The 20,577-nt window shown below is 61.2% G+C and carries 19 protein-coding genes; 11 read left to right on the top strand and 8 right to left on the bottom strand.

Features of this window, described 5'->3' with window-relative positions; genetic code table 11:
• The first annotated feature begins 253 nt into the window (after window positions 1–253).
• From glnA to add, 5 genes are all read left to right on the top strand, one after another.
• Entirely contained in the window at window positions 254–1,663 is a 1,410-nt protein-coding gene (glnA, locus tag BN4575_RS11430; protein WP_042018012.1) for a glutamate--ammonia ligase, read from the top strand.
• A 115-nt stretch (window positions 1,664–1,778) separates the two neighbouring features.
• On the top strand, window positions 1,779–2,354 hold the full coding sequence (locus BN4575_RS11425) for a DUF4124 domain-containing protein (protein ID WP_068978263.1): 576 nt from the start codon (window positions 1,779–1,781) through the stop codon (window positions 2,352–2,354).
• An 86-nt stretch (window positions 2,355–2,440) separates the two neighbouring features.
• The gene (gene glnL / locus BN4575_RS11420; RefSeq protein ID WP_068978262.1) at window positions 2,441–3,496 is read left to right on the top strand and encodes a nitrogen regulation protein NR(II); all 1,056 of its coding nucleotides are present in this window, start codon (window positions 2,441–2,443) and stop codon (window positions 3,494–3,496) included.
• A 9-nt stretch (window positions 3,497–3,505) separates the two neighbouring features.
• The gene (gene glnG, locus BN4575_RS11415; protein WP_068978261.1) at window positions 3,506–4,924 is read left to right on the top strand and encodes a nitrogen regulation protein NR(I); all 1,419 of its coding nucleotides are present in this window, start codon (window positions 3,506–3,508) and stop codon (window positions 4,922–4,924) included.
• A 141-nt stretch (window positions 4,925–5,065) separates the two neighbouring features.
• The gene (add, locus tag BN4575_RS11410; RefSeq protein WP_068978260.1) at window positions 5,066–6,067 is read left to right on the top strand and encodes an adenosine deaminase; all 1,002 of its coding nucleotides are present in this window, start codon (window positions 5,066–5,068) and stop codon (window positions 6,065–6,067) included.
• 150 nt (window positions 6,068–6,217) lie between these two features.
• Here add and rmuC read toward each other — a convergent pair whose 3' ends face one another.
• A complete protein-coding gene (gene rmuC, locus BN4575_RS11405) occupies window positions 6,218–7,558 on the bottom strand; it encodes a DNA recombination protein RmuC (protein ID WP_068978259.1) in 1,341 nt (446 codons plus the stop codon).
• Window positions 7,555–7,770, bottom strand: a complete 216-nt coding sequence (locus BN4575_RS11400) for a hypothetical protein (protein ID WP_005339659.1) — start codon at window positions 7,768–7,770, stop codon at window positions 7,555–7,557. The genes rmuC and BN4575_RS11400 overlap by 4 nt, the downstream gene beginning before the upstream one ends.
• A gap of 140 nt (window positions 7,771–7,910) precedes the next feature.
• On the opposite strand from BN4575_RS11400, the gene BN4575_RS11395 reads away from it, so the two are divergent.
• On the top strand, window positions 7,911–8,432 hold the full coding sequence (locus tag BN4575_RS11395; RefSeq protein WP_068978258.1) for a ferredoxin-type protein NapF: 522 nt from the start codon (window positions 7,911–7,913) through the stop codon (window positions 8,430–8,432).
• Window positions 8,433–8,504: 72 nt separating this feature from the next.
• Here the strand turns inward: BN4575_RS11395 and BN4575_RS11390 are convergent, their stop codons facing one another.
• The 6 genes from BN4575_RS11390 to BN4575_RS11365 all read right to left on the bottom strand — a co-directional run bounded on the left by BN4575_RS11390 (window position 8,505) and on the right by BN4575_RS11365 (window position 15,114).
• Window positions 8,505–8,957, bottom strand: coding sequence for an Rrf2 family transcriptional regulator (locus tag BN4575_RS11390; RefSeq protein ID WP_042018020.1), 453 nt, complete (start codon window positions 8,955–8,957; stop codon window positions 8,505–8,507).
• A gap of 331 nt (window positions 8,958–9,288) precedes the next feature.
• Entirely contained in the window at window positions 9,289–10,128 is an 840-nt protein-coding gene (locus BN4575_RS11385) for a PfkB family carbohydrate kinase (protein ID WP_042018021.1), read from the bottom strand.
• A 105-nt stretch (window positions 10,129–10,233) separates the two neighbouring features.
• Window positions 10,234–11,205 (bottom strand): LysR substrate-binding domain-containing protein, encoded by a 972-nt coding sequence (locus BN4575_RS11380; protein ID WP_068978306.1) that lies wholly within the window; start codon window positions 11,203–11,205, stop codon window positions 10,234–10,236.
• Between the two features lie 181 nt (window positions 11,206–11,386).
• Window positions 11,387–12,115, bottom strand: a complete 729-nt coding sequence (locus tag BN4575_RS11375) for a glutamine amidotransferase-related protein (protein WP_068978257.1) — start codon at window positions 12,113–12,115, stop codon at window positions 11,387–11,389.
• A gap of 79 nt (window positions 12,116–12,194) precedes the next feature.
• Window positions 12,195–13,691, bottom strand: coding sequence for a CoA-acylating methylmalonate-semialdehyde dehydrogenase (locus BN4575_RS11370; RefSeq protein WP_068978256.1), 1,497 nt, complete (start codon window positions 13,689–13,691; stop codon window positions 12,195–12,197).
• Window positions 13,692–13,782: 91 nt separating this feature from the next.
• The gene (locus BN4575_RS11365) at window positions 13,783–15,114 is read right to left on the bottom strand and encodes an aspartate aminotransferase family protein (protein WP_042062437.1); all 1,332 of its coding nucleotides are present in this window, start codon (window positions 15,112–15,114) and stop codon (window positions 13,783–13,785) included.
• Between the two features lie 186 nt (window positions 15,115–15,300).
• On the opposite strand from BN4575_RS11365, the gene BN4575_RS11360 reads away from it, so the two are divergent.
• From BN4575_RS11360 to BN4575_RS11345, 5 genes are all read left to right on the top strand, one after another.
• Entirely contained in the window at window positions 15,301–15,843 is a 543-nt protein-coding gene (locus tag BN4575_RS11360; RefSeq protein WP_068978255.1) for a cupin domain-containing protein, read from the top strand.
• 124 nt (window positions 15,844–15,967) lie between these two features.
• The gene (locus BN4575_RS11355; protein WP_068978254.1) at window positions 15,968–17,464 is read left to right on the top strand and encodes an aldehyde dehydrogenase; all 1,497 of its coding nucleotides are present in this window, start codon (window positions 15,968–15,970) and stop codon (window positions 17,462–17,464) included.
• Between the two features lie 126 nt (window positions 17,465–17,590).
• Entirely contained in the window at window positions 17,591–17,761 is a 171-nt protein-coding gene (locus tag BN4575_RS21745; RefSeq protein WP_162850131.1) for a hypothetical protein, read from the top strand.
• 125 nt (window positions 17,762–17,886) lie between these two features.
• Window positions 17,887–18,783, top strand: coding sequence for an EamA family transporter RarD (rarD, locus tag BN4575_RS11350; RefSeq protein ID WP_068978253.1), 897 nt, complete (start codon window positions 17,887–17,889; stop codon window positions 18,781–18,783).
• A gap of 169 nt (window positions 18,784–18,952) precedes the next feature.
• On the top strand, window positions 18,953–20,572 hold the full coding sequence (locus BN4575_RS11345) for a methyl-accepting chemotaxis protein (protein WP_068978252.1): 1,620 nt from the start codon (window positions 18,953–18,955) through the stop codon (window positions 20,570–20,572).
• Window positions 20,573–20,577 lie beyond the last annotated feature (5 nt).

The following is a 20,577-nucleotide window of genomic DNA, read 5'->3' as shown; positions in this document are numbered from 1 at the left end:
CTGGATCATAGACCGCCCCGACAAACCCTGCTTAGATGGGAAGTGACCGTATGATATGCACCACTTTAGAGCACCAAAACGATCCATCGTTGCACTAATTTGATGCGTGACCAGTCATGACCGCCTGATTTTGGGGCACATCTCCTGCGGGATGACGCTGAAATCAAGCTGCCACAAACTTGGCACGATACTGGCTTATGTGAATACGATGACGCATTCACCCAAAGATTTTTAACACCGGAGGTTACTTAGCATGTCAGCCCAGAACGTTTTGGCCCTGATCCAGGAACACGAAGTCAAGTTTGTTGATCTGCGCTTTACCGACACCAAGGGTAAAGAGCAGCACGTATCCATCCCTTCTCATCAGGTCAACGAAGATTTCTTTGAAGACGGCAAGATGTTCGATGGTTCCTCCATCGGCGGCTGGAAAGGTATCAACGAATCCGACATGGTACTGATGCCGGACGCAGCCTCCGCCAAGCTGGATCCCTTCACTGAAGAGACCACCTTGAACATCGTTTGTGACGTGCTCGAGCCTGCCACCATGCAGGGCTACGACCGCGACCCGCGCTCCATCGCCAAGCGTGCCGAAGATTTCCTGAAGTCCAGCGGCATCGCTGACACCGTGCTGTTCGGGCCGGAGCCGGAATTCTTCATGTTCGACAACATCACCTTCTCCAACACCATGGGCCACAGCTTCGTGAAAATCGAATCTGAAGAGGCTGCATGGAACTCCGGCACCGAGTATGAGCACGGCAACAAGGGCCACCGTCCGTTCGTAAAAGGCGGCTACTTCCCGGTTGCACCGGTCGACTCCTCCCAGGATATCCGCGCCGCCATGTGTCTGGTGCTGGAAGAGATGGGCCAGGTCGTTGAAGCTCACCACCACGAAGTGGCCACTGCCGGTCAGAACGAGATCGCCACCCGCTTCAACACCCTCACCCTGAAGGCTGACGAAGTACAGGTACTGAAGTATGTGATCCACAACGTGGCCCACGCCTACAACAAGACCGTCACCTTCATGCCGAAACCCATGTTCGGCGATAACGGCTCCGGCATGCACTGCCACCAGTCGCTGGCCAAGAACGGTGTCAACCTGTTCGCGGGCGACCTGTACGGCGGCCTGTCCGAGATGGCTCTGCACTACATCGGCGGCATCATCAAGCACGCCAAGGCTATCAACGCCTTCGCCAACCCGACCACCAACTCCTACAAGCGTCTGGTGCCGGGTTATGAAGCACCGGTCATGCTGGCCTACTCTGCTCGCAACCGCTCTGCCTCCATCCGTATCCCGGTGGTACCGAGCCCGAAAGCCCGTCGTATCGAAGTGCGCTTCCCGGATCCGGCCGCCAACCCGTACCTGGCCTTCGCAGCCCAGCTGATGGCCGGTCTGGACGGTATCATCAACAAGATCCATCCGGGCGATGCCATGGACAAGAACTTGTATGACCTGCCGCCGGAAGAAGCCGCAGAAGTGCCGACCGTTGCCGGCTCTCTGGACGAAGCACTGTCAGCCCTGAATGCAGATCGCGAGTTCCTGACCCGTGGTGGCGTGTTCAGCGATGACTTCATCAACTCCTATCTGGAGCTGAAACAGCATGACGTTGACCGTGTGCGCATGACCCCGCACCCGCTGGAGTTCGAACTGTACTACTCCGTCTAAGTCAGAACAGTCTGCCCGTTTAAATCCGGCCAGCTTGCTTAATCGTGACCAAACCCGCCATCTGGCGGGTTTTTTCTCTGATAGGATTAAGCAAGATACCGTCAAGGAGAGATGGATGAACAACAAACATGGCGTAGGGACTCTCGCCCTCCTGTTGCTGACCTCGTTCGCTGCAGATGCGGCCAAGGTTTACTCCTGGGTCGATGGCAGCGGCGTCACCCACTACACAGATGCTCCACCACCGGGCAAGAGCGCCAAAGAGGTCGATCTGCGGGTCGCCCCCCTCATCGGCAGCTCGCCCCGTTCGGTACAGGTGGACAACTTCAACAGCCTGACCGGCGCCGATGCCAAGAAGGAAAAAGAGGCGGCCAAGCTGGCCATTGAACTGCTCTCCCCTGAGCAGGGCAGTACGCTGCGCGACAACACCGGCAACATCGTCTTTCAAGGCACCATCAACCCCAAACCCCCCACCCAGTACGATGTGCGCCTGACCCTGGATGGCAAAGCCGCCCCCATCGTCAGCAACAGCCTGTCGATCCGGGTAGAAAACGTCGATCGCGGTGCCCACGAGGCGCGGCTCGAGCTGCTCGCCAAAGACGGTACGATCCTTGCTAAATCCAGCTCAGTCACCTTTTACCTGCATAGAGCAAGCGTGACTCCGGCTCCCACACCCACCCCCAAGGCCGACTAGGGGTGATATAGCGCACCGATGCGGGTAAACTCAATGCACCATGTCGGTGCATTACAGGTGCATAGCACCGTTTTAGGGAGAAACCTGTGCCAACCCGCTCGGATAATGCCAAGACCCTATTGGATAATTTATTTACCGCCGTGATCCTGATGGATGAGCGGCTCTGCATTCAATTCGTCAACCCGGCGGCGGAACAGCTACTTTCCCTCAGTGAACGCCGGTTGATCGGCATCGAACTTCCCCATCTGCTGGAGCATATCTCCCTCGACTTGCAGCGGCTCAAGCATTGCCTCGTTTCAGGGCAAGGCTTTACCGACAGCGAAGTGACTCTGGTAGTGGAGGGAGAACCCAGACTGGTGGAGATCAGCGTCAGCCCGCTCGCCGACCATGAGCAGCGGCTGATGGTGGTGGAGCTGCGCAAGATCGATCAGCAGAAGAAGATCAGCCAGGAGCAGCAACAGCATGCCCAGCAGCAAGCCGCCAAGGAGCTGGTGCGCGGCCTGGCCCACGAGATCAAGAATCCCCTCGGCGGCCTGCGCGGCGCAGCCCAACTGCTGCAAAAAGAGCTGCCAGACCCGGCGCTGCGCGAATACACCGGCATCATCATCGAACAGGCCGACCGGCTGCGGGTACTGGTCGATCGACTGCTCGGCCCCCAGCGTCCCGGTCGCCACCAGATGCACAATGTCCATTCGGTGCTGGAGCAGGTACGCCGACTGGTAGAGCTGGAATTGCCACCTTCGGTTCGCATCGAGCGGGATTACGACCCGAGCATCCCGGAATTCGAGATGGAACCGGATCAGCTGCAGCAGGCGTTTCTCAACATAGTGCGCAATGCCGCCGAAGCGCTGGGCGATCAGACCGGGTTTATCCGCATCAAGACCCGTACCGCGTTCCAGATCACCATCCACGGCCAGCGCTACCGGCTAGCGGCGGAGATCAAGATCATCGACAACGGCCCCGGCATTCCCGATGCCATCCGCGACACCCTGTTCTATCCGATGATCACCGGCAAGGAGGGGGGCACCGGGCTCGGCCTCTCCATCGCCCAGAACCTGATCGACCAGCACAAGGGGCGGATTGACTGCATCAGCTGGCCGGGTCACACCGAATTCACCATCTTTCTACCGCTTCGCAAGTAAGGGAACCCCATGACAGCCAAAGTGTGGATCGTCGATGACGACAGCTCTATCCGCTGGGTGCTGGAGCGCACCCTCGGCAGCGAAGGCTTCAACTGCGAGAGCTTTGCCGACGGCGAAGCGCTGCTGCACGCCCTTGAGCTGCGCTCGCCCGATGTGATCCTCTCCGACATCCGGATGCCCGGCATCGATGGTCTGAGCCTGCTGGAGCAGATCCACCGCCGTCAGGCCGATCTGCCCATCATCATCATGACCGCCCACTCGGATCTGGATAGCGCAGTCAACGCCTACCAGCGTGGTGCCTTCGAGTACCTGCCCAAACCGTTCGACATCGACGAAGCGGTGACCCTGGTGCGCCGCGCCGAGAATCACCTCAAAGAGCAGCGCACCAAGCGCAAGGTGCGCCAGCAGGAGACCACCGCCACACCGGAGATCATCGGCGAGGCACCGGCGATGCAGGAGGTGTTCCGCGCCATCGGCCGCCTGTCACGATCCAGCATCTCGGTGCTGATCAACGGCCAGAGCGGTACCGGCAAGGAGCTGGTCGCCCATGCGCTGCACAAGCACAGCCCGCGCGCCCACAAGAACTTCATCGCCCTCAACATGGCGGCTATTCCGAAAGATCTCATCGAATCGGAGCTGTTCGGCCACGAGAAGGGTGCCTTCACCGGCGCCAACAACATCCGCCACGGCCGCTTCGAGCAGGCCGACGGCGGCACCCTGTTCCTCGACGAGATCGGCGACATGCCGCTGGATGTGCAGACCCGGCTGCTGCGGGTGCTGGCTGATGGCCAGTTCTACCGGGTCGGCGGCCACCAACCGGTGCAGGTGGATGTGCGGATCATCGCCGCTACCCACCAGAATCTGGAGAAACGGGTCGCCGATGGCGAGTTTCGCGAGGATCTGTTCCACCGCCTCAACGTCATCCGCATCCACATCCCCGCTCTCAGGGAGCGCCGTGAAGATATTCCCCAGCTGGCCCATCACTTCCTGCTGCGGGCGGCCAAGGAGCTGAATGTGGAGGCCAAGAGCCTGCACCCCGATACCCAGGCCTATATCAGCCGCCTGCCCTGGCCGGGCAATGTGCGCCAGCTGGAGAACGTCTGCCGCTGGCTCACCGTGATGGCCTCGGGGCAGGAGGTGCTGGTCGGCGACCTGCCTGCCGAACTGCTGACCCCGATCAGCAATAGTGCCGAACCGGGTCAACCGGCCATGCCCGGCTGCTGGCAACAGCAGTTGCAGGAGTGGATTGCCGCCAAGCTGGCGCTGGGGGAGACCGACATCCTGGCCGATGCCATGCCCCAGTTCGAGCGGATCATGCTGGAGACGGCACTGGAGCACACCCATGGCCACAAGCAGGAGGCCGCGCGCCTGCTCGGTTGGGGTCGCAACACCCTGACCCGCAAGCTGAAGGAACTCGATCTCTCCTGAGTCCCGGGGAAAAACGATTCCCATCACGCCCTGACAAATCACCGCCCGCCAGAACCCCGTTTAGCCGTAAACGGGGTATCTTTTTTGAAAGCCCCGCCTAGAATGGCAGGCTTTCAAACCTGACTCGACGAGGGTGCCCCCATGATTGACAGATCTCTCCCCCTGACCGACCTGCACCGCCATCTGGACGGCAACATTCGCCCGCAAACCATCCTCGAGCTGGGTCGCCAACACAATATCCAGCTGCCCGCCTTTGAGCTGGAAGCGCTGCGCCCCCACGTGCAGATCGTTGAAAACGAGCCGAGCCTGGTTGCCTTCCTGAAGAAGCTGGACTGGGGCGTTGCCGTGCTGGCCGATTACGATGCCTGCCGCCGGGTCGCCTACGAGAACGTGGAAGATCTGCTGCGGGCCGGTATCGACTATGCCGAGCTGCGTTTCAGCCCGGCCTACATGGCGATGGCCCACAAGCTGCACCCGCAGGGCGTAGTGGAAGCGATCATCGACGGCGTGGCCGCTGGCAGCCGCGACTTCGGTATCAAGGCCAACCTGATCGGCATCATGAGCCGCACCTTCGGCACCGAGCAGTGCAATCAGGAGCTGGCCGCCTGTCTGGCCCTTCGCGACAAACTGGTGGCCATCGATCTGGCCGGTGACGAACTGGGCTTCCCAGGCACCCTCTTTACCGACCACTTCCGCAAGGTGCGCGATGCAGGGCTGCATGTCACCGTACACGCCGGTGAAGCTGCTGGCCCCGAGAGCATGTGGCAAGCCATTCGCGAGCTGGGTGCCGAGCGGATCGGCCACGGCGTCAAGGCAATTGCGGATCCGGCCCTGATGACCTATCTGGCCGAACACCGCATCGGCATCGAATCCTGCCTCACCTCCAACATCCAGACCACCACAGTGGCAAGCCTGACCGAACATCCGATCCGCCAGTTCCTGGCTGCCGGTGTACTGGCCTGCCTCAACACCGACGACCCGGCAGTGGAAGGGATCGACCTGCCCCACGAATATGAAGTGGCCGCCCCGGCCGCTGGCATGACGGCGAGCGAGATCCGCACCGCCCAGCAGAACGGCCTGACCCTGGCCTTCCTGAGTGATAGCGATAAAGCAGAGCTGAGCGCCCGCGCCGCCAGCCGCTGATTGCTGACCATAGTGCCAACAAAAACGGCCCACTTCGGTGGGCCGTTTGCTTGGCAGATCTCTGATGACAAGTGAGCAGGGGCCAGCTGGCAGATAGCAAAAGGCCCAAACAGGGTTTGGGCCTTGGCTGATGGCGGCACAGGGAAATAACTACTCCCGATCCTGATCGCGCTCCAGCGCCCGCTCCACCAACGGTTCAGGCAGGCTCTTGGTCACCTCGACCCCCAACTCGCGGAAACGCTCGACCTGCGCAATCAGGTTGCCACGGCCGTTGACCAGCCGCCCCATCGCCTTGTCGTAACTCTCCTGCGCCTTGTGCAGGCTGCCACCCATCTGCTGCATCTCCTCCACAAACAGCCGCAGCTTTTCGTAGAGGCGCCCAGCCCGTTCGGCAATCTGGCGGGCATTCTGGTTCTGCCGCTCGTAGCGCCACAGGTTCTCGATGGTGCGCAGCGCCACCATCAGATTGGTGGGGCTCACCAGCAGGATGTTGTGGTCGAGGCCGTAGCGCACCAGCGAGGGATCGGCTTCCAGCGCGGTGAAAAAGGCAGGCTCCACCGCCACGAACATCAGCACATAGTCGAGGGTGCGCACCCCGGGCAGTTGCTGGTAATCCTTGCGGCCCAGCTCGCGGATATGGTTGCGCACCGAGGCGACGTGCTCCTTGAGTGCTACCGCCTTCTCCAGCTCGTCATCGCTGTTGTACCAGCGTTCGTAGGCGGTCAGCGACACCTTGGCGTCGATGATGATGTCTTTTTCCTGCGGCAGGTGGACGATCACGTCGGGCTGGTAGCGCTTGCCCTTCTCCACCTCGATATTGACCTGGGTGTGGTACTCGTGGCCCTCGCGCAGGCCGCATTCGCTGAGGATCCGCGCCAGCACCACTTCACCCCAGTTGCCCTGCTGCTTGCTGTCACCCTTGAGAGCGCGGGTCAGCGCCGCCGCCTCTTCGGTCATGCGGGCATTGAGCTCGGCGAGGCGCTCCAGCTCGAACTTGAGACTGTGGCGCTGGGCCGTCTCATGAGCGTGGGTCTCCCCCACCTGACGGCGAAAACCCTCAAGCTGCTCTTTGAGCGGGGTGAGCAGTAGGTCCAGGCTGTTCTGGTTCAGTTCGCGGAAGTTACCGGAGTTTTGCTCGAAAATCCGGTTGGCGAGATTCTCGAACTGCTGGCTGAGACGCTGTTCCGCCTCCTGTTGCAGTTGCAGCTTCTCGGCGGCGGCCAACCGTTCGCTGCGCAGGGTCGCTTCCGCATCCTTGAGGCGCGCGGTGAGCTTGATCAGCAGGGTCTGCTGCTGATCAAGCTTCTGCTGGCCCTGCATCCGCTCATCCTGCAACTCGTCGAAGCGATCTTGCAGCGCCTGATGGCGCTCCTGCGCCAGCATCAGTTCCTGAGCCTGCGCCGTGGCCGCTCGCCGCCCGATCAGCCAACCAAGCCCGAGGGCCAGCACGGCCGCAGGCAGCAAGATCCCCCAGAGCCCGGGGTCGATCATTTGCGACTCCGTTGACGCAAGAAGAGCTCGAGATAACGGTTAACCAAAATCCAGAGCACCACGTAGATCAGGTAGGCGGCCAGCACCACCCACTTGTGGGTGTTGACGCCGGTGTCGAGCTCGGCGAACTCGATATCCTTGATGCGGCAATAGGCCCACATCAGCAGGGGAAAGACGTAGAGCAGGGACGCACGCCAGAGAAATAACCACATATGTTTTCATTCAACCAGACAAAAAGACCCGCCTAGCTTACACAAGGGCAACTGCGCTTGCGATCCTGGTGGCCGCTATTCTCTGGCCTGCTTGCCGAAACTTCGATAAAATTAACCCCTAATAGGTATCAGGGGCGCGCATGACTCACTATTTCCTCCGTTGGCTGACGCAAGGCTGGCAAGCTTCCCGCAAGCCCGCCGTGGTTTGCCATGAAGCGCGCCCGCCGTGGGCCATTGAGGAGTCCCAATACCTCTCGCTGTGCAACCGTTGCGGCGAGTGCTTCAAGGCCTGCCCGCGCGGCCTGCTCAAACCGGCCACCCAGGAGGAGTACGAGGGGAGCCCCATCGCCGGTACGCCGGTGCTCGATCTCGCCTGCGGCCAGTGCAGCTACTGCGGCAGTTGCGCCAGAGCTTGCCCCACCGGCGCCCTCGACCTGCAACTGGGCCGTCAGGTGCAGACCCGGGTCCAGATCGAGGAGAGCTGTCAGGCCAGACAGGGCTTCTACTGCCTGCTCTGTGAAGATGCCTGCCCCCAGCAGGCGATCAAGGCCAGCGCCGATGGCATCAACGTCAACATGGATGCCTGCAATGGCTGCGGTGCCTGCGGCCTCGCCTGCCTGCACGGCGCCATCACCCTGATCCGCCAGCCGGGCAGTCGTTAAAAACCACCTGCGCACAAAAGCAAAAGGGACCAATCAAGGTCCCTTTATCGCGTATTCGTTATTGCCCGCCGATCAGGCCATGGTCACGACGGGATCCTGCTCGATACCCAGCAGGTGGCAGAGACGATTAGGATCACGCACCGCATCGGCCAAGGTGTATTCACCCAGCACTTCGAGGAAAGCATTCATGGCGCGGCGCAGAATGCCCTGAATACGACAGCCACCGGAGAGACGGCAGTTCTCGCGCTTGCAGTCGACCGGGCAGAGCACGTGCTCCATGTCCATCACCACATCCCGCAGATTGATGGAGACCGCAGAGCGACCCAAGCGGATGCCACCGTGCTTGCCGCGCACCGTTTCGATGTACCCCTTGATACCCAGCTGGTGCACAATTTTGACCACATGGTTGCGGGAGATCGCAAAGGTGTCGGCCACTTCGGTAATTGTCGACAGGCGATCCCCTGGCTGAATCGCCAGAAAGGTCAGGGTACGCAGGGCGTAGTCGGTAAATCGTGTCAGTTGCATGGTCTCACTTGCCTCTTACTACAAGCCAGGAATCAGGACGACAACATTGAGCTAAGAGGCAGGAGACAACCGGTTCGTCCCTGTTCACCAGGGGGACCTGTCTCTTAATCTGAGTTGCGGAGTGACAGGTTAAGAGCAGCACCAGCGGGTGTCGATGAAGATGCACATAAATCGACACTTTCTTTGATTGATCGCAAACTTGCCGGGTTACCCCGGCGTTTGCCCGCTTTATTGCGGGTAAATCTCCCGAACCGTCCCCCTCGCCAAGCCCCCTCTACGAGTAGCCATATGGCCCGCGTTCCGATCCTGAATCGACCGCCAGAGAGGTGGTTCAGTGGGGCTGTTTCAGCCAGTTTTTGAGGGCGACCGAGGGGATGGAGCTCTCGGAGGCGACGGCGAATGCCCCCCAATCCACCGCGCACTGCAGCGCATCCTTGATTGCCATGCCCCGCGCCAACCCGTGAATCAAGCCACCGGCGAAGGCATCCCCCGCCCCCGTGGTATCGACCACCGAAACCGGCCGGGCGGCGACCCGGATCTGCTCGTCACCGTGGATGGCCACGGCCCCCGCCTTGCCCTCGGTCAGCACCAGCCATTCGAGCTGCTCCCCCGCCAGCTGGCGGGCATGTTGCCAGGGGTCGCTCACCTCCCCGAGATCGGAGCGGGAGGCCACCAGCACATGGCAAGGGCGGCGTGCCTGCCCCCCTTTGGGATACTGGGCCACCACGAAGCTCTTGCCGAGCATCTGGCGCATGTAGCTGATGATGGCGGTGCCGGGATAGTTCACATAGAGGCAATCCACCCCCTCCAGCGGCAGCTCGCCGGGCAGATCGGGACGCCGAGGACGGCGCAGTATGGTGCGCTCGCCGGTGGAGTCCACCAGAATGAGCAGTTCGCCGGTCTCGCCGCCAAAACGCTCCACATGGCTGCAATCCAGCCCGTAACCGGCCGCCTGCTCCAGCAGCCAGTCACCGGCCTCATCCAGTCCTATGCGAGAGGCAATGGTCACCTCGTGGCCCGCCCACACCAGCCCGATACCGGTGTTGGCGGCGCCGCCCCCCAGCCTGCGCCCCTGATCCACATATTGCAGCCGGGCCCCCGCCACCAGCGGTTCGGAGAGGGAGAGCACATGATCACAGTTGAGATTGGCAAGCAGCAGAATGCGGGACATAGAGACCTCGGACGATGGAGATAGCCCAGAAAAGAAGGCTGAACCCCGAGTAGAGCCCAGCCTGACAGAAGAGACAACCGGCAGCGATCGGGAATCCGATCGGGATCAATAGATGGGCAACTCCACCCCAGCCAGCAGCTCGTCAATGCGCGCCTGAGTCGGCTGCTGCATCACGCTCTGAATCACCTCCTTGGTGAGGTGAGGCGAGAAGGAGCTGATGAAGTCATACATGTAGTTCTGCAGCAGTATGCTCTTGCTGAAACAGATCTGCGCCGGGCAGGGTTTGAACAGGTGCTCCAGATTGATGGAGACCAGCCCCGAGGCATCGGTGTCATTGGCCACCAGCGAGGAGATGATGCCGATGCCAAAGCCCAGCTCCACGTAACGCTTGATCACCCCGGCATCCATCACCGTCATGTAGTAACTCGGGGCGAGACCGGCGGCATGGAATACCTCGTCCTGCACCTGACGGCCAGTGGCACCGCTCTCGTAGCTGAGGATCGGGTAGTGGCAGAGCTGCTCCAGCGTCGGCTTCTTCACCTTGGCCAGCGGGTGATCCTGCGGCACCACCAGCGAGAGGGTCCAGAGGTAGGCGGGCAGCGCGATAAGCTCCTTGTCACAGCCAATCTCGTGGGCAACGATGGAGAAATCGGAGTAACCCTTGCTGATCTGCTCCTTGCTCGCCGACATCACCGGATGGAGGTGGAACGAGATCTTGGGGTACTTCTTGGTGAAGTAGGTGACCGACTTGGGCAACAGGTAGCGGGCTATGGTGTGGGTGGTGTGAATATTGAGGGTGCCCACGGTCGGGTCCAGATACTCACGGGAGATCGCCTTGATCTTGCTCTCGATATTGAGCATCGCCTCGGCACACTTGATGATCTCTTCCCCCACCGGCGTAATGCGGTGCAGGTGCTTGCCACGGCGCTCGAAGATCCGCACCCCCAGCTCGCTCTCCAGCAGGCCAATCTGTTTGCTGACCCCGGGCTGGCTGGTATAGAGCGCATCAGATGCCACTGATACATTGAGGTTGTGATCCCGGATCGCGATCAAATACTTTAACTGCTGTAGTTTCACGGCTTCACTCTCTGTGCTCAGGCGGGGTTGGCTCAGACTGGTGCGGCGATCAAGCCAGACAAACTGGCCGCCACAAAGGGCGGCCAGTGTATCACCCGATCCCGACATCGCAGCGCTTGGTCCTTCATTTTGCTACAGAATCTAGCACCCGAAGAGGGGACTGACAAACCACAAACCGGGTTCAGGCCGCGCCAGCCTGCAGCGACAAAATCCCCAGAAACTGCAGCAGCCACTGCATCATGGTGGCGGAATCCACCTCCCCCTCCAGCGAAGAGAGGCTGCTCCGGTAGCGTTCGTCGGGCAACAGGCCACGGCGCCGCTCGATCAGCGCCCGGTTGTACTCCACCGAGAACTCCGGGTGCCCCTGAATGGCGACGATGTGATCGCCCTGCAAAAACATGAAGTTGGGGCAAAAATCGTTGCCCGCCAGCCGGGTCGCCCCCGGTGGCAGCAGGGCTACCTGATCCTGATGGCTGGCCAGAATGCGGATCTGATCCCGCGCCGGCGCCATCCAGGGTGCATCCGCCAGCATGGGGTGAACCGCCACCCCCAGCCCCCACCCCTTGGTGGACTTCACCACTTCGCCGCCCAGCGCCTGGGCGATCACCTGATGACCGAAACAGATCCCGGCCAGCTTGACGTCGGCATCGTGTGCCTGGCGGATCCACGCCCGCAGCGCCTGAATCCAGGGGATATCGCTATAGGCGTCGTGGCGCGAGCCGGTGATTAGCCAAGCATCGCACTCGTGCAGATCCTCCGGCAGCTCCCCATCGAGAGCCGACCAGACCCGAAATTCCAGTTCGGGGGCCAAGGCCGCGAAGCCCCTGATAAACATCTCGGAGTAAACGGGGCCAAAACGATCCGCCAGATCGGGATCGAGCCGGTCACAATCGAGAATTCCCAATCGCATCTGTTGTTCCTTTACAGAGTTCGCCCCCGCCAATCATCGACCGGCGGGGGCAAGAGGGCCATGAACACGCGCCAGCGCGTCACTTCATGGTCGGCATGGAGAACTCGGCACCACTGCGCAGGCTCTGGGGCCAGCGCGCCGTCACCGTCTTCATCCGGGTATAAAAGCGAACCCCGTCCGGCCCGTGCATATTGAGCGGCCCGAAGATGGAGCGCTTCCAGCCGCCAAAGCTGTGAAACGCCATCGGCACCGGAATGGGGACGTTCACCCCTACCATACCGACCTGCACCCGCGCCGTGAAGTCCCGCGCGGTATCCCCATCGCAGGTAAAGATGGCGGTGCCGTTGCCGTACTCATGTTCATTGATGAGCCGCAGTGCCGTCTCGTAGTCCGGCGCCCGCACGATGGCAAGCACCGGGCCGAAGATCTCCTCGCGGTAGATGCGCATCTCTGGCGTCACCTCGTCAAACAGGCAGCCACCGATGAAGTAACCCTCCTCGTGGTTCAGCGTGCGACCATCGACTCTCAACGTTGCCCCTTCGGCGACCCCTTGATCCACGTAGCCGCGTACCTTGGCCAGATGCTCCTTGCTGATGAGCGGCCCCATCTCGTTCTCCGGACTCTGGCCCAACCCCGGGCCGACTCGCAGTTTTTCCACCAGTGGTGTCAGCTTGGCTACCAAGGCATCGGCGGTCTCGTCACCCACCACCACCGCCACCGAAATGGCCATGCAGCGCTCGCCCGCCGCCCCATAAGCGGCCCCCATCAGGGCGGAGACCGCCTGATCGAGATCCGCATCCGGCATCACCACCATGTGGTTCTTGGCGCCGCCCAGCGCCTGCACCCGTTTGCCGTGGGCCGAGGCGGTGGCATAGATGTACTGGGCGATGGGGGTGGAGCCGACAAACGACACGGCGCCCACTCGCGGGTCGGTCAGCAGCACGTCCACCACCTCCTTGTCACCATTGACCACGTTGAGCACGCCGTCCGGCAGACCGGCCTCCTTGAGCAGCTCGGCCATCCGCAGGGAGAGGGAGGGATCCTTCTCGGAGGGTTTGAGGATAAAGGTGTTGCCGCACGCGATGGCGACCGGGAACATCCAGAGCGGCACCATGGCCGGGAAGTTGAACGGCGTGATACCGGCGCAAACCCCGACCGGCTGCATCATGGAGTAGCTGTCCACCCCGCGCCCGACGTTGAGGGAGTGCTCCCCCTTGAGCAGATGGGGGATGCCGCAGGCAAACTCCACCACTTCCAGCCCACGGGTCAGCTCACCCTGCGCGTCGGAGAAGACCTTGCCATGCTCGCGACTGATGAGTTGGGCCAGCTCATCCCTGTGCTGCTCCATCAACTCCTTGAAGCGGAAAAAGACCCGAGCCCGCACCAGCGGCGGGGTTTGCGACCACTCGGCAAAGGCGCGCTCGGCGATGGCGATCGCCTCCTGACACTCGGCGGCGCTCGACAGCCCGACGCTCCCCTGCTGCTTGCCACAGGCGGGATTGAAGATGGCACCCTGGCGCTCGCTGCGACTCTCCTGCAGCTGGCCGTTGATGAAGTTGCTGACCCTGTATGTCATGTATCCTCCGTGATGACTGATGTGGTGACTGCGTTGCGCTTGCCGATACGCGCCAACGCAAGGCCCCGCCAGTGCGGGGCCATCAAATGGGTTAGGGTTGTGCCTGCAACACATCCTGCAGCAGGGTAAAGAGATCGTCGATCTGGCTGCGCTCGATAATGAGCGGTGGCGACAGGGCGATGATGTCGCCGGTCACCCGGATCAGTGCCCCCTTCTCGAAGCAGCGAACAAATACCTCGTAGGCGCGCTTGCCCGGCGCATCCGGCATCGATTCCAGCTCGATGCCCGCCACCAGCCCGTAGTTGCGCACATCCTTCACATGCTTGCAGCCCTTCAGCGAATGGGCCGCCTCCTCCCAGTAGCCCGCCAGATCGGCGGCGCGGCTGAGCAGGTTCTCGTTGCGATAGATCTCGAGGGTCGCGAGCCCGGCGGCCGCAGCCACCGGATGGCCGGAGTAGGTGTAGCCGTGGAACAGCTCGATGGCCCCCTTGCCCGCCGCCATCATGTCGTCATAAATGTGCTTCTGCACCAGCACCGCCCCCATCGGGATAGCGCCGTTGGTGAGCCCCTTGGCACAAGTGATCATGTCGGGAATGACATCGAACTCCTGGGCGGCGAAGGGGGAACCGAGGCGACCGAAACCGGTGATCACCTCGTCAAAAATCAGCAGGATACCGTGCTTGGTGCAGATCTCCCGCAGCCGCTTGAGGTAGCCTTTGGGGGGCATCAACACGCCGGTACTGCCAGCGATGGGCTCGACGATCACCGCCGCGATATTGCTGGCATCGTGCAGGAAGACTATCTTCTCCAGCTCATCGGCCAGCGCCACATCCTCCTCGGGCAGCCCTTTGGTGAAGGCGTTTTTGGCGATGTTGAGGGTATGCGGCAGATGATCCACCCCGGTCAGCAGGGAGCCGAACCACTTGCGGTTGCCGGGAATCCCCCCCACCGAGATGCCACCAAAGCCGACCCCGTGATAGCCACGCTCGCGACCAATCAGCCGGGTGCGAGTGCCCTGACCGCGAGCCCGCTGCCAAGCCAGCGCGATTTTCAGCGCGGTATCGACCGATTCGGAGCCGGAGTTGGTATAGAAAACGTGGCCAAACCCCTTGGGGGCAATCTCCACCAGCCGGTTGGCCAGTTCAAACGGCAGGGGGTGGCCCATCTGGAATGTGGGAGCGAAATCGAGGTGGGAAATCTGCTGGGAGACCGCCTCGGCAATCTCGCGCCGACCATGGCCCGCGTTGCAACACCAGAGTCCGGCTGTGCCATCCAGTATCTTGCGGCCATCCTCTGAGTGATAATACATCCCCTCTGCCGACTTCAGGATACGCGGCGCCGCCTTGAACTGCTGGTTGGCGGTGAACGGCATCCAGAAGGCAGACATGTCGGAGGGCGTATTGATGTCGCTGATCGGTTTCATGGTCACCTCATCCTTAAGGTGTTTAGCAACTGTCGGCCAATGCCTATTAAATTAAACACCTGAATCCATAAAAAAGGGCCCGTTATCGCCCTGTCTGGTGCCACCCCTAGCTAGACGCATCAACAGGGTGGTATAAGATATTTAACACAATTTTAATAATAGTAAACAGTCAAGGAGTGTCTATAGATGGATATCGGTCACCGCCTCAAGGCGGTTCGCACCACGGCAGCCCTATCCCAGCGCGAGCTGGCCAAGCGCTCCGGTGTGACCAACGGATTTATCTCCCAGATCGAGAAAAATCAGGTGAGCCCCTCTGTCTCCTCCCTGCGCAAGGTGCTGGAAGGCATCCCCATGTCGCTGGCCAGCTTCTTCACCGAAGAGACCGAAATGAGCACCGAAGTGATCTTCCGTGCCGCCGATATGCCGGATCTCGGCACTCACCCCATCAGCTACCGGCTGGTCGGGCACAGCCGTGCCAACCGCGCCATCGGTATGTTGCAGGAGGTGCTGCCACCGGGCGCCGACACCGGTGACGACATGCTGAGCCACGAGGGTGAAGAGTGCGGCATCGTCATCAAGGGCGAGGTTGAAGTGACTGTGGGCGAGCAGATCTACCTGCTGGGCGCAGGGGATGGCTACTACTTCGACAGCCGCACCCCCCACCGTTTTCGCAATAGTGGCGAGCAGGAGTGCATGCTGATTTCGGCCAACACCCCCGCCAGTTTCTGACATTAGGACGCGCGTCGGCAGGGGGCCAATGTTTAATGAATTGTTACAAGATGGATTTACAAGCGGCAGGATGTTTAGCATATTGATACGCGGAAACTGACTTTTGCCGGTTCAAGGAGTGAACATGAGTGACCTGACCCTGGCCCAGTGGCAACACAAGGCCGCCCATCTGACCCTGCCCTCGCAAGCCTTTATCAACGGCAGCTATCGGGATGCCGTCAATGGCGCCACCTTCGAGTGCATCAACCCGGCCAACGGCAAGCTGCTGACCAAGGTGGCCGCCTGCGATGCCGCCGATGCCGAACTGGCGGTGCAGGCCGCCCGTGACGCCTTCAACGACAAACGCTGGAGCGGCCTGCCGCCGAAGCAACGCAAACTGATCATGCAGCGCTTCGCCGAGCTGATGCGCCTCAACAAGGTGGAGCTGGCGCTGCTGGAGTCGCTCGACATGGGCAAACCCATCGGCGATGCCATGGGCTATGACGCCCCCGCCGCCGCCAACTGCATCGCCTGGAACGCCGAAGCGATCGACAAGATTTACGATCAGGTCGCCCCGGTAGAGGAGTCTGCCCTGGCGCTGGTGACCCGCGAAGCGCTCGGGGTGGTCGCCGCCATCGTGCCGTGGAACTTCCCACTGGTGATGGCCTGCTGGAAGCTGGGCCCGGCGCTCGCTACCGGCAACTCGATCATTCTCAAGCCTTCCGAAAAATCCCCCCTGACCGCCCTGCGCATCGCGGGTCTGGCCAAGGAGGCGGGCATTCCGGACGGGGTGTTCAACGTGCTGCCGGGCTTTGGCCACACCGTGGGCGAAGCGCTGGCCATGCACATGGATGTGGACTGCATCACCTTCACCGGCTCCACCAAGATCGGCAAACATCTGGTGCAGTGCTCCGGCAAATCCAACCTCAAGCGCGCCTTTATGGAGTGCGGCGGCAAGAGCCCCAACATCATACTGGCGGATGCACCAGATCTGGACGCCGCGGCCAAGAGCGCCGCTGGCGCCATCTTCTATAACCAGGGCGAGGTGTGCACTGCAGCCTCCCGCCTGCTGGTGCAAAACAGCATCAAGCCGCAATTTATGGAGCGGCTGCTGGCCCATGCCCGCGAGTGGATTTCGGCCAACCCGCTCGACCCTGCGACCCGCATCGGCGCCGTGGTGGATCACATCCAGATGGAGCAGGTGCTGCGCTATATCGAGATTGGCAAGCAGGAGGGGGCCAAACTGCTGCTGGGGGGCAACCGCACCAATATGGAGAGTGGCGGCTTCTATATCGAACCCACCATCTTTGACGACGTGACCCCGCAGATGCGCATCTTCCGCGAGGAGATCTTCGGCCCTGTGCTGGCAGTGACCGGTTTCGATACCCTCGAAGAGGCCATTGCCCTTGGCAACGACAGCGACTACGGGCTGGCGGCGGCGATCTGGACGGCGGATCTCAACAAGGCGGTCAAGGGCTCGCGCGCCCTGCGCGCCGGTACCGTGTTCGTCAACAACTGGGACGGTGGCGACATGACCATGCCATTTGGCGGGTTCAAACAGTCCGGCAATGGCCGCGACAAGTCGCTTCATGCACTGGAGAAGTACACCGAGCTGAAAAGCACCTGGATTCAGCTGGAATAACCCCACCAAACAACACTATTGGATCAAAAAGGGGGAAATATCCCCCTTTTGCATTTTTGGCCTTCCATCACAGAGCTCAATCCTTATAATGACAAAATAGCCAACATGTTAAATATAAAGACAAAAATGCTATTTTTTCTGGGAAGCGTCGTTTTTTTGGTGATCGGTTTGCCCCTGCTGTTCTTCGTACTGGGGCACGGCGAGGCCTACGTGACCTGGGGCCCCTGGATCTCTGCCATCGCCCTGATGCTGTGGCTCTTGATGGATGTCGACAAGATCCGCCGCGGTAAAGGCTGACCGGCCAGCCACGAGCTCCCTTCCCCTCAAACTTCGTTTATTCGCTTCTTTCCCCGCAAAAGGATCGCTACACTGATTTTTTGCGATGTTTTCCCGCATCCAACGCTTCAGTAAAGGTCATCCCCATGCCGCAACAGATCCAGCGTCAGGGCGTCATCTACGCCCTGTGCGCCTATACCCTTTGGGGCATAGCCCCCATCTATTTCAAGACCCTCTCTGCCGTCCCGGCCGCCGAGATCCTGACCCACCGGATGATCTGGTCCTGCGTGCTGCTGATGGTGCTGACCCTGCTCGGCCGTCAGTGGCACAAGGTGCAGGCAGTGCTGCGCCAGCCAAAAGTGTTGCTGACACTGGCGTTTACCTCGGTCACCGTCGGTGGCAACTGGCTGCTGTTTATCTGGGCCATCAACAACGGTCACATGCTGGATGCCAGCCTCGGCTACTACATCAACCCGCTGTTCAACGTGCTGCTGGGGATGGTGTTTCTGAGCGAGAAGCTGCGCCGCCTGCAGTGGTGGGCCGTCGCACTGGCCTTTGCCGGGGTGGCGATCCAGCTCATCGCCTTTGGTTCGCTCCCCTGGATTGCGCTGGTGCTGGCGTCGAGCTTCGCCATCTATGGTCTGGTGCGCAAAAAGCTGGCCCTCGATGCCCTCACCGGTCTACTGATCGAAACCATGATCATGCTGCCGCCAGCGGCCATCTATCTGTGGGGCTTTGCCGACAGTCCCACCAGCCATCTCACAGAAAATGATTGGCACCTCAATCTGCTGCTGATCGCCGCCGGTGCCGTCACCACAGCTCCCCTACTCTGCTTCACTGCCGCCGCGACCCGGCTCAAGCTCTCCACCCTGGGCTTCTTTCAGTACATAGGCCCCAGTTTGATGTTCATTCTCGCGGTCACCCTCTACGGGGAAGAGTTGGCGATAGACAAGCAGCTCACCTTCGCCTGCATCTGGAGCGCGCTGGTGCTGTTTAGCCTTGATGGCCTGCGTCGAGGCAGAGCGGCACCAAAACGGGCATAGCGCCACCCACCCTGTACCCCGGCTCATCTGCCGGGGTTCTTTTTTGTGCCATCCGCCCCCCCTGACCGCTACCCCCATTTCCCAGAGCAGACTCGCGACTACTGGTCACACCCAGCATCATCCCGACAGAGAGCTATGCTATCCATGGACGGAGCCGAATGGAGGCAACATGCTCAAGCACATTCACGACAGATCCCTGCTTTTTGGCCAGGTTCTGGGGATCATGGTCATTATCACGCTGATCTCCATCAGCTTTTTCGGGCTTTACTCGGTCCGGAGCGCAGCCGACCAGATGGGACAGGGGAAGGACGTGGTGGCCGATATTCTGCCGCCGCCCCTCTACCTCATCGAATCACAGTTGCAGGTCTACACCCTGCTCCATGCCAAATCGGAGGAGCGGGAGGCGTTGCTGCAAACCCTCGCCCGACTGCAGCAAGAGTTCGAGGGCCGCAACCGCTTCTGGCAAGAGAGCAACCTGAACGAACCCCTCAGGGAGCTGCTGTTGGGGGAGCAAAAAGTGCAGGGGGAGCTGTTCTGGCAACTGCTCAACGCCCAGTTTGTCCCCGCCATCAAGGCGGGGGATCTGACGCAGGCGGGAGCGATTGCCGCGCGCCTGCACACCCTCTATAACGCCCACCGGCAGGGAGTGGATGCCACCGTCATCAGCGGCAACCAGTATGCCGCCGAGCAGATGGCCCATCTCGCCAGCACCACCCAACTCTGTTACGGCCTGTTGCTGTGCGCCGCACTGCTGGGTGCCGGGCTCATCTTCTGGCTGGGACGGCCGACCCAACAGCGACTGCTGGCCGCCGGCAAAGCCACCGCCGCCATCGCCAAAGGGGAGCTGAACAGCCCCATGCCGGAGCCGGGTCTTGATGCCATCGGTGAACTGATCCGCCAGATCGGGGCAATGCGCGACCAGCTGGCCACTCTGGTGGCGTCGCTGCAGCGCAGCGCCAGCACGCTGGATGATCGCGCCACCAACCTGACAGCCATGGCACAGCGCCACGCAGATGACAGTGAGGCACAGGTTGGGGCGGCCCAACATATCGAGCAGGCCATCGAACAGCTCACCCACGCCATCGAGCAGGCAGGTAGCCAACTGCATCAAGTGGGGGAGCAGACCCTCCAGTCCGCCACCCGCGCACAAGAAGCCACTCACGCCATTCACACCGTTGAACAGGTGATCGAGGATCAAGCTGCGGGGGTGAAGCGAGTATCTCGCACCATTTCGGATCTGACCGGGCTCTCACAGCAAATTGCCGGGCTGGCGGGCGCTATCCACGGCATTGCGGAACAAACCAATCTACTGGCGCTCAATGCCGCCATTGAAGCCGCCCGAGCGGGCGAACAGGGCCGTGGTTTTGCCGTGGTGGCCGATGAAGTCCGCTCGCTGGCGACCCGCACCGGCAGCGCCACCACCGAGATCAACACCATCATCGGCAAGATCCAGGATGTCAGCCTGCGCGCCGCCAGCGAAATGGATGCCGAGCTGGCCCGGGTCGAACAGGCGGTCACCCACGCGATGACGGCTCGCCAGAGCGTCGCCCGGATCGGCCAGAGCTGCGAGGCGATCAACCAGCGCATTGCCCAGGTCGATCAGCTAATGAGCGATGAGACCCGTCTCATTCAGGGGATTAATCATCAGGTCAGCGAGATGTCCCGGCTGGCGGCCGAGGTCAACCAGAGCGCCAGCCACGCCGCCGAAGAGGCGACCATGGTCGCCCAGCACGCCCGTATCCTGACCAAGCAGACTCGCCACTTCCATCTCGACACCACCCACCATTGATCCCC

It is taken from the genome of Aeromonas sp. EERV15 (assembly GCF_900079845.1).
GTDB classification, from domain to species: Bacteria; Pseudomonadota; Gammaproteobacteria; order Enterobacterales; family Aeromonadaceae; genus Aeromonas; species Aeromonas sobria.
This window is presented reverse-complemented; position numbering and strand designations above follow the sequence as displayed.

Bases quoted from the DNA above. Each gene is read 5' to 3' on its own strand.
- glnA (WP_042018012.1), top strand. From the start codon at position 254: ATGTCAGCCCAGAACGTTTTGGCCCTGATCCAGGAACACGAAGTCAAG.
- BN4575_RS11425 (WP_068978263.1), top strand. From the start codon at position 1,779: ATGAACAACAAACATGGCGTAGGGACTCTCGCCCTCCTGTTGCTGACC.
- glnG (WP_068978261.1), top strand. From the start codon at position 3,506: ATGACAGCCAAAGTGTGGATCGTCGATGACGACAGCTCTATCCGCTGG.
- add (WP_068978260.1), top strand. From the start codon at position 5,066: ATGATTGACAGATCTCTCCCCCTGACCGACCTGCACCGCCATCTGGAC.
- rmuC (WP_068978259.1), bottom strand. From the start codon at position 7,558: ATGATCGACCCCGGGCTCTGGGGGATCTTGCTGCCTGCGGCCGTGCTG.
- BN4575_RS11400 (WP_005339659.1), bottom strand. From the start codon at position 7,770: ATGTGGTTATTTCTCTGGCGTGCGTCCCTGCTCTACGTCTTTCCCCTG.
- BN4575_RS11395 (WP_068978258.1), top strand. From the start codon at position 7,911: ATGACTCACTATTTCCTCCGTTGGCTGACGCAAGGCTGGCAAGCTTCC.
- BN4575_RS11390 (WP_042018020.1), bottom strand. From the start codon at position 8,957: ATGCAACTGACACGATTTACCGACTACGCCCTGCGTACCCTGACCTTT.
- BN4575_RS11385 (WP_042018021.1), bottom strand. From the start codon at position 10,128: ATGTCCCGCATTCTGCTGCTTGCCAATCTCAACTGTGATCATGTGCTC.
- BN4575_RS11375 (WP_068978257.1), bottom strand. From the start codon at position 12,115: ATGCGATTGGGAATTCTCGATTGTGACCGGCTCGATCCCGATCTGGCG.
- BN4575_RS11370 (WP_068978256.1), bottom strand. From the start codon at position 13,691: ATGACATACAGGGTCAGCAACTTCATCAACGGCCAGCTGCAGGAGAGT.
- BN4575_RS11365 (WP_042062437.1), bottom strand. From the start codon at position 15,114: ATGAAACCGATCAGCGACATCAATACGCCCTCCGACATGTCTGCCTTC.
- BN4575_RS11360 (WP_068978255.1), top strand. From the start codon at position 15,301: ATGGATATCGGTCACCGCCTCAAGGCGGTTCGCACCACGGCAGCCCTA.
- BN4575_RS11355 (WP_068978254.1), top strand. From the start codon at position 15,968: ATGAGTGACCTGACCCTGGCCCAGTGGCAACACAAGGCCGCCCATCTG.
- BN4575_RS21745 (WP_162850131.1), top strand. From the start codon at position 17,591: ATGCTATTTTTTCTGGGAAGCGTCGTTTTTTTGGTGATCGGTTTGCCC.
- rarD (WP_068978253.1), top strand. From the start codon at position 17,887: ATGCCGCAACAGATCCAGCGTCAGGGCGTCATCTACGCCCTGTGCGCC.
- BN4575_RS11345 (WP_068978252.1), top strand. From the start codon at position 18,953: ATGCTCAAGCACATTCACGACAGATCCCTGCTTTTTGGCCAGGTTCTG.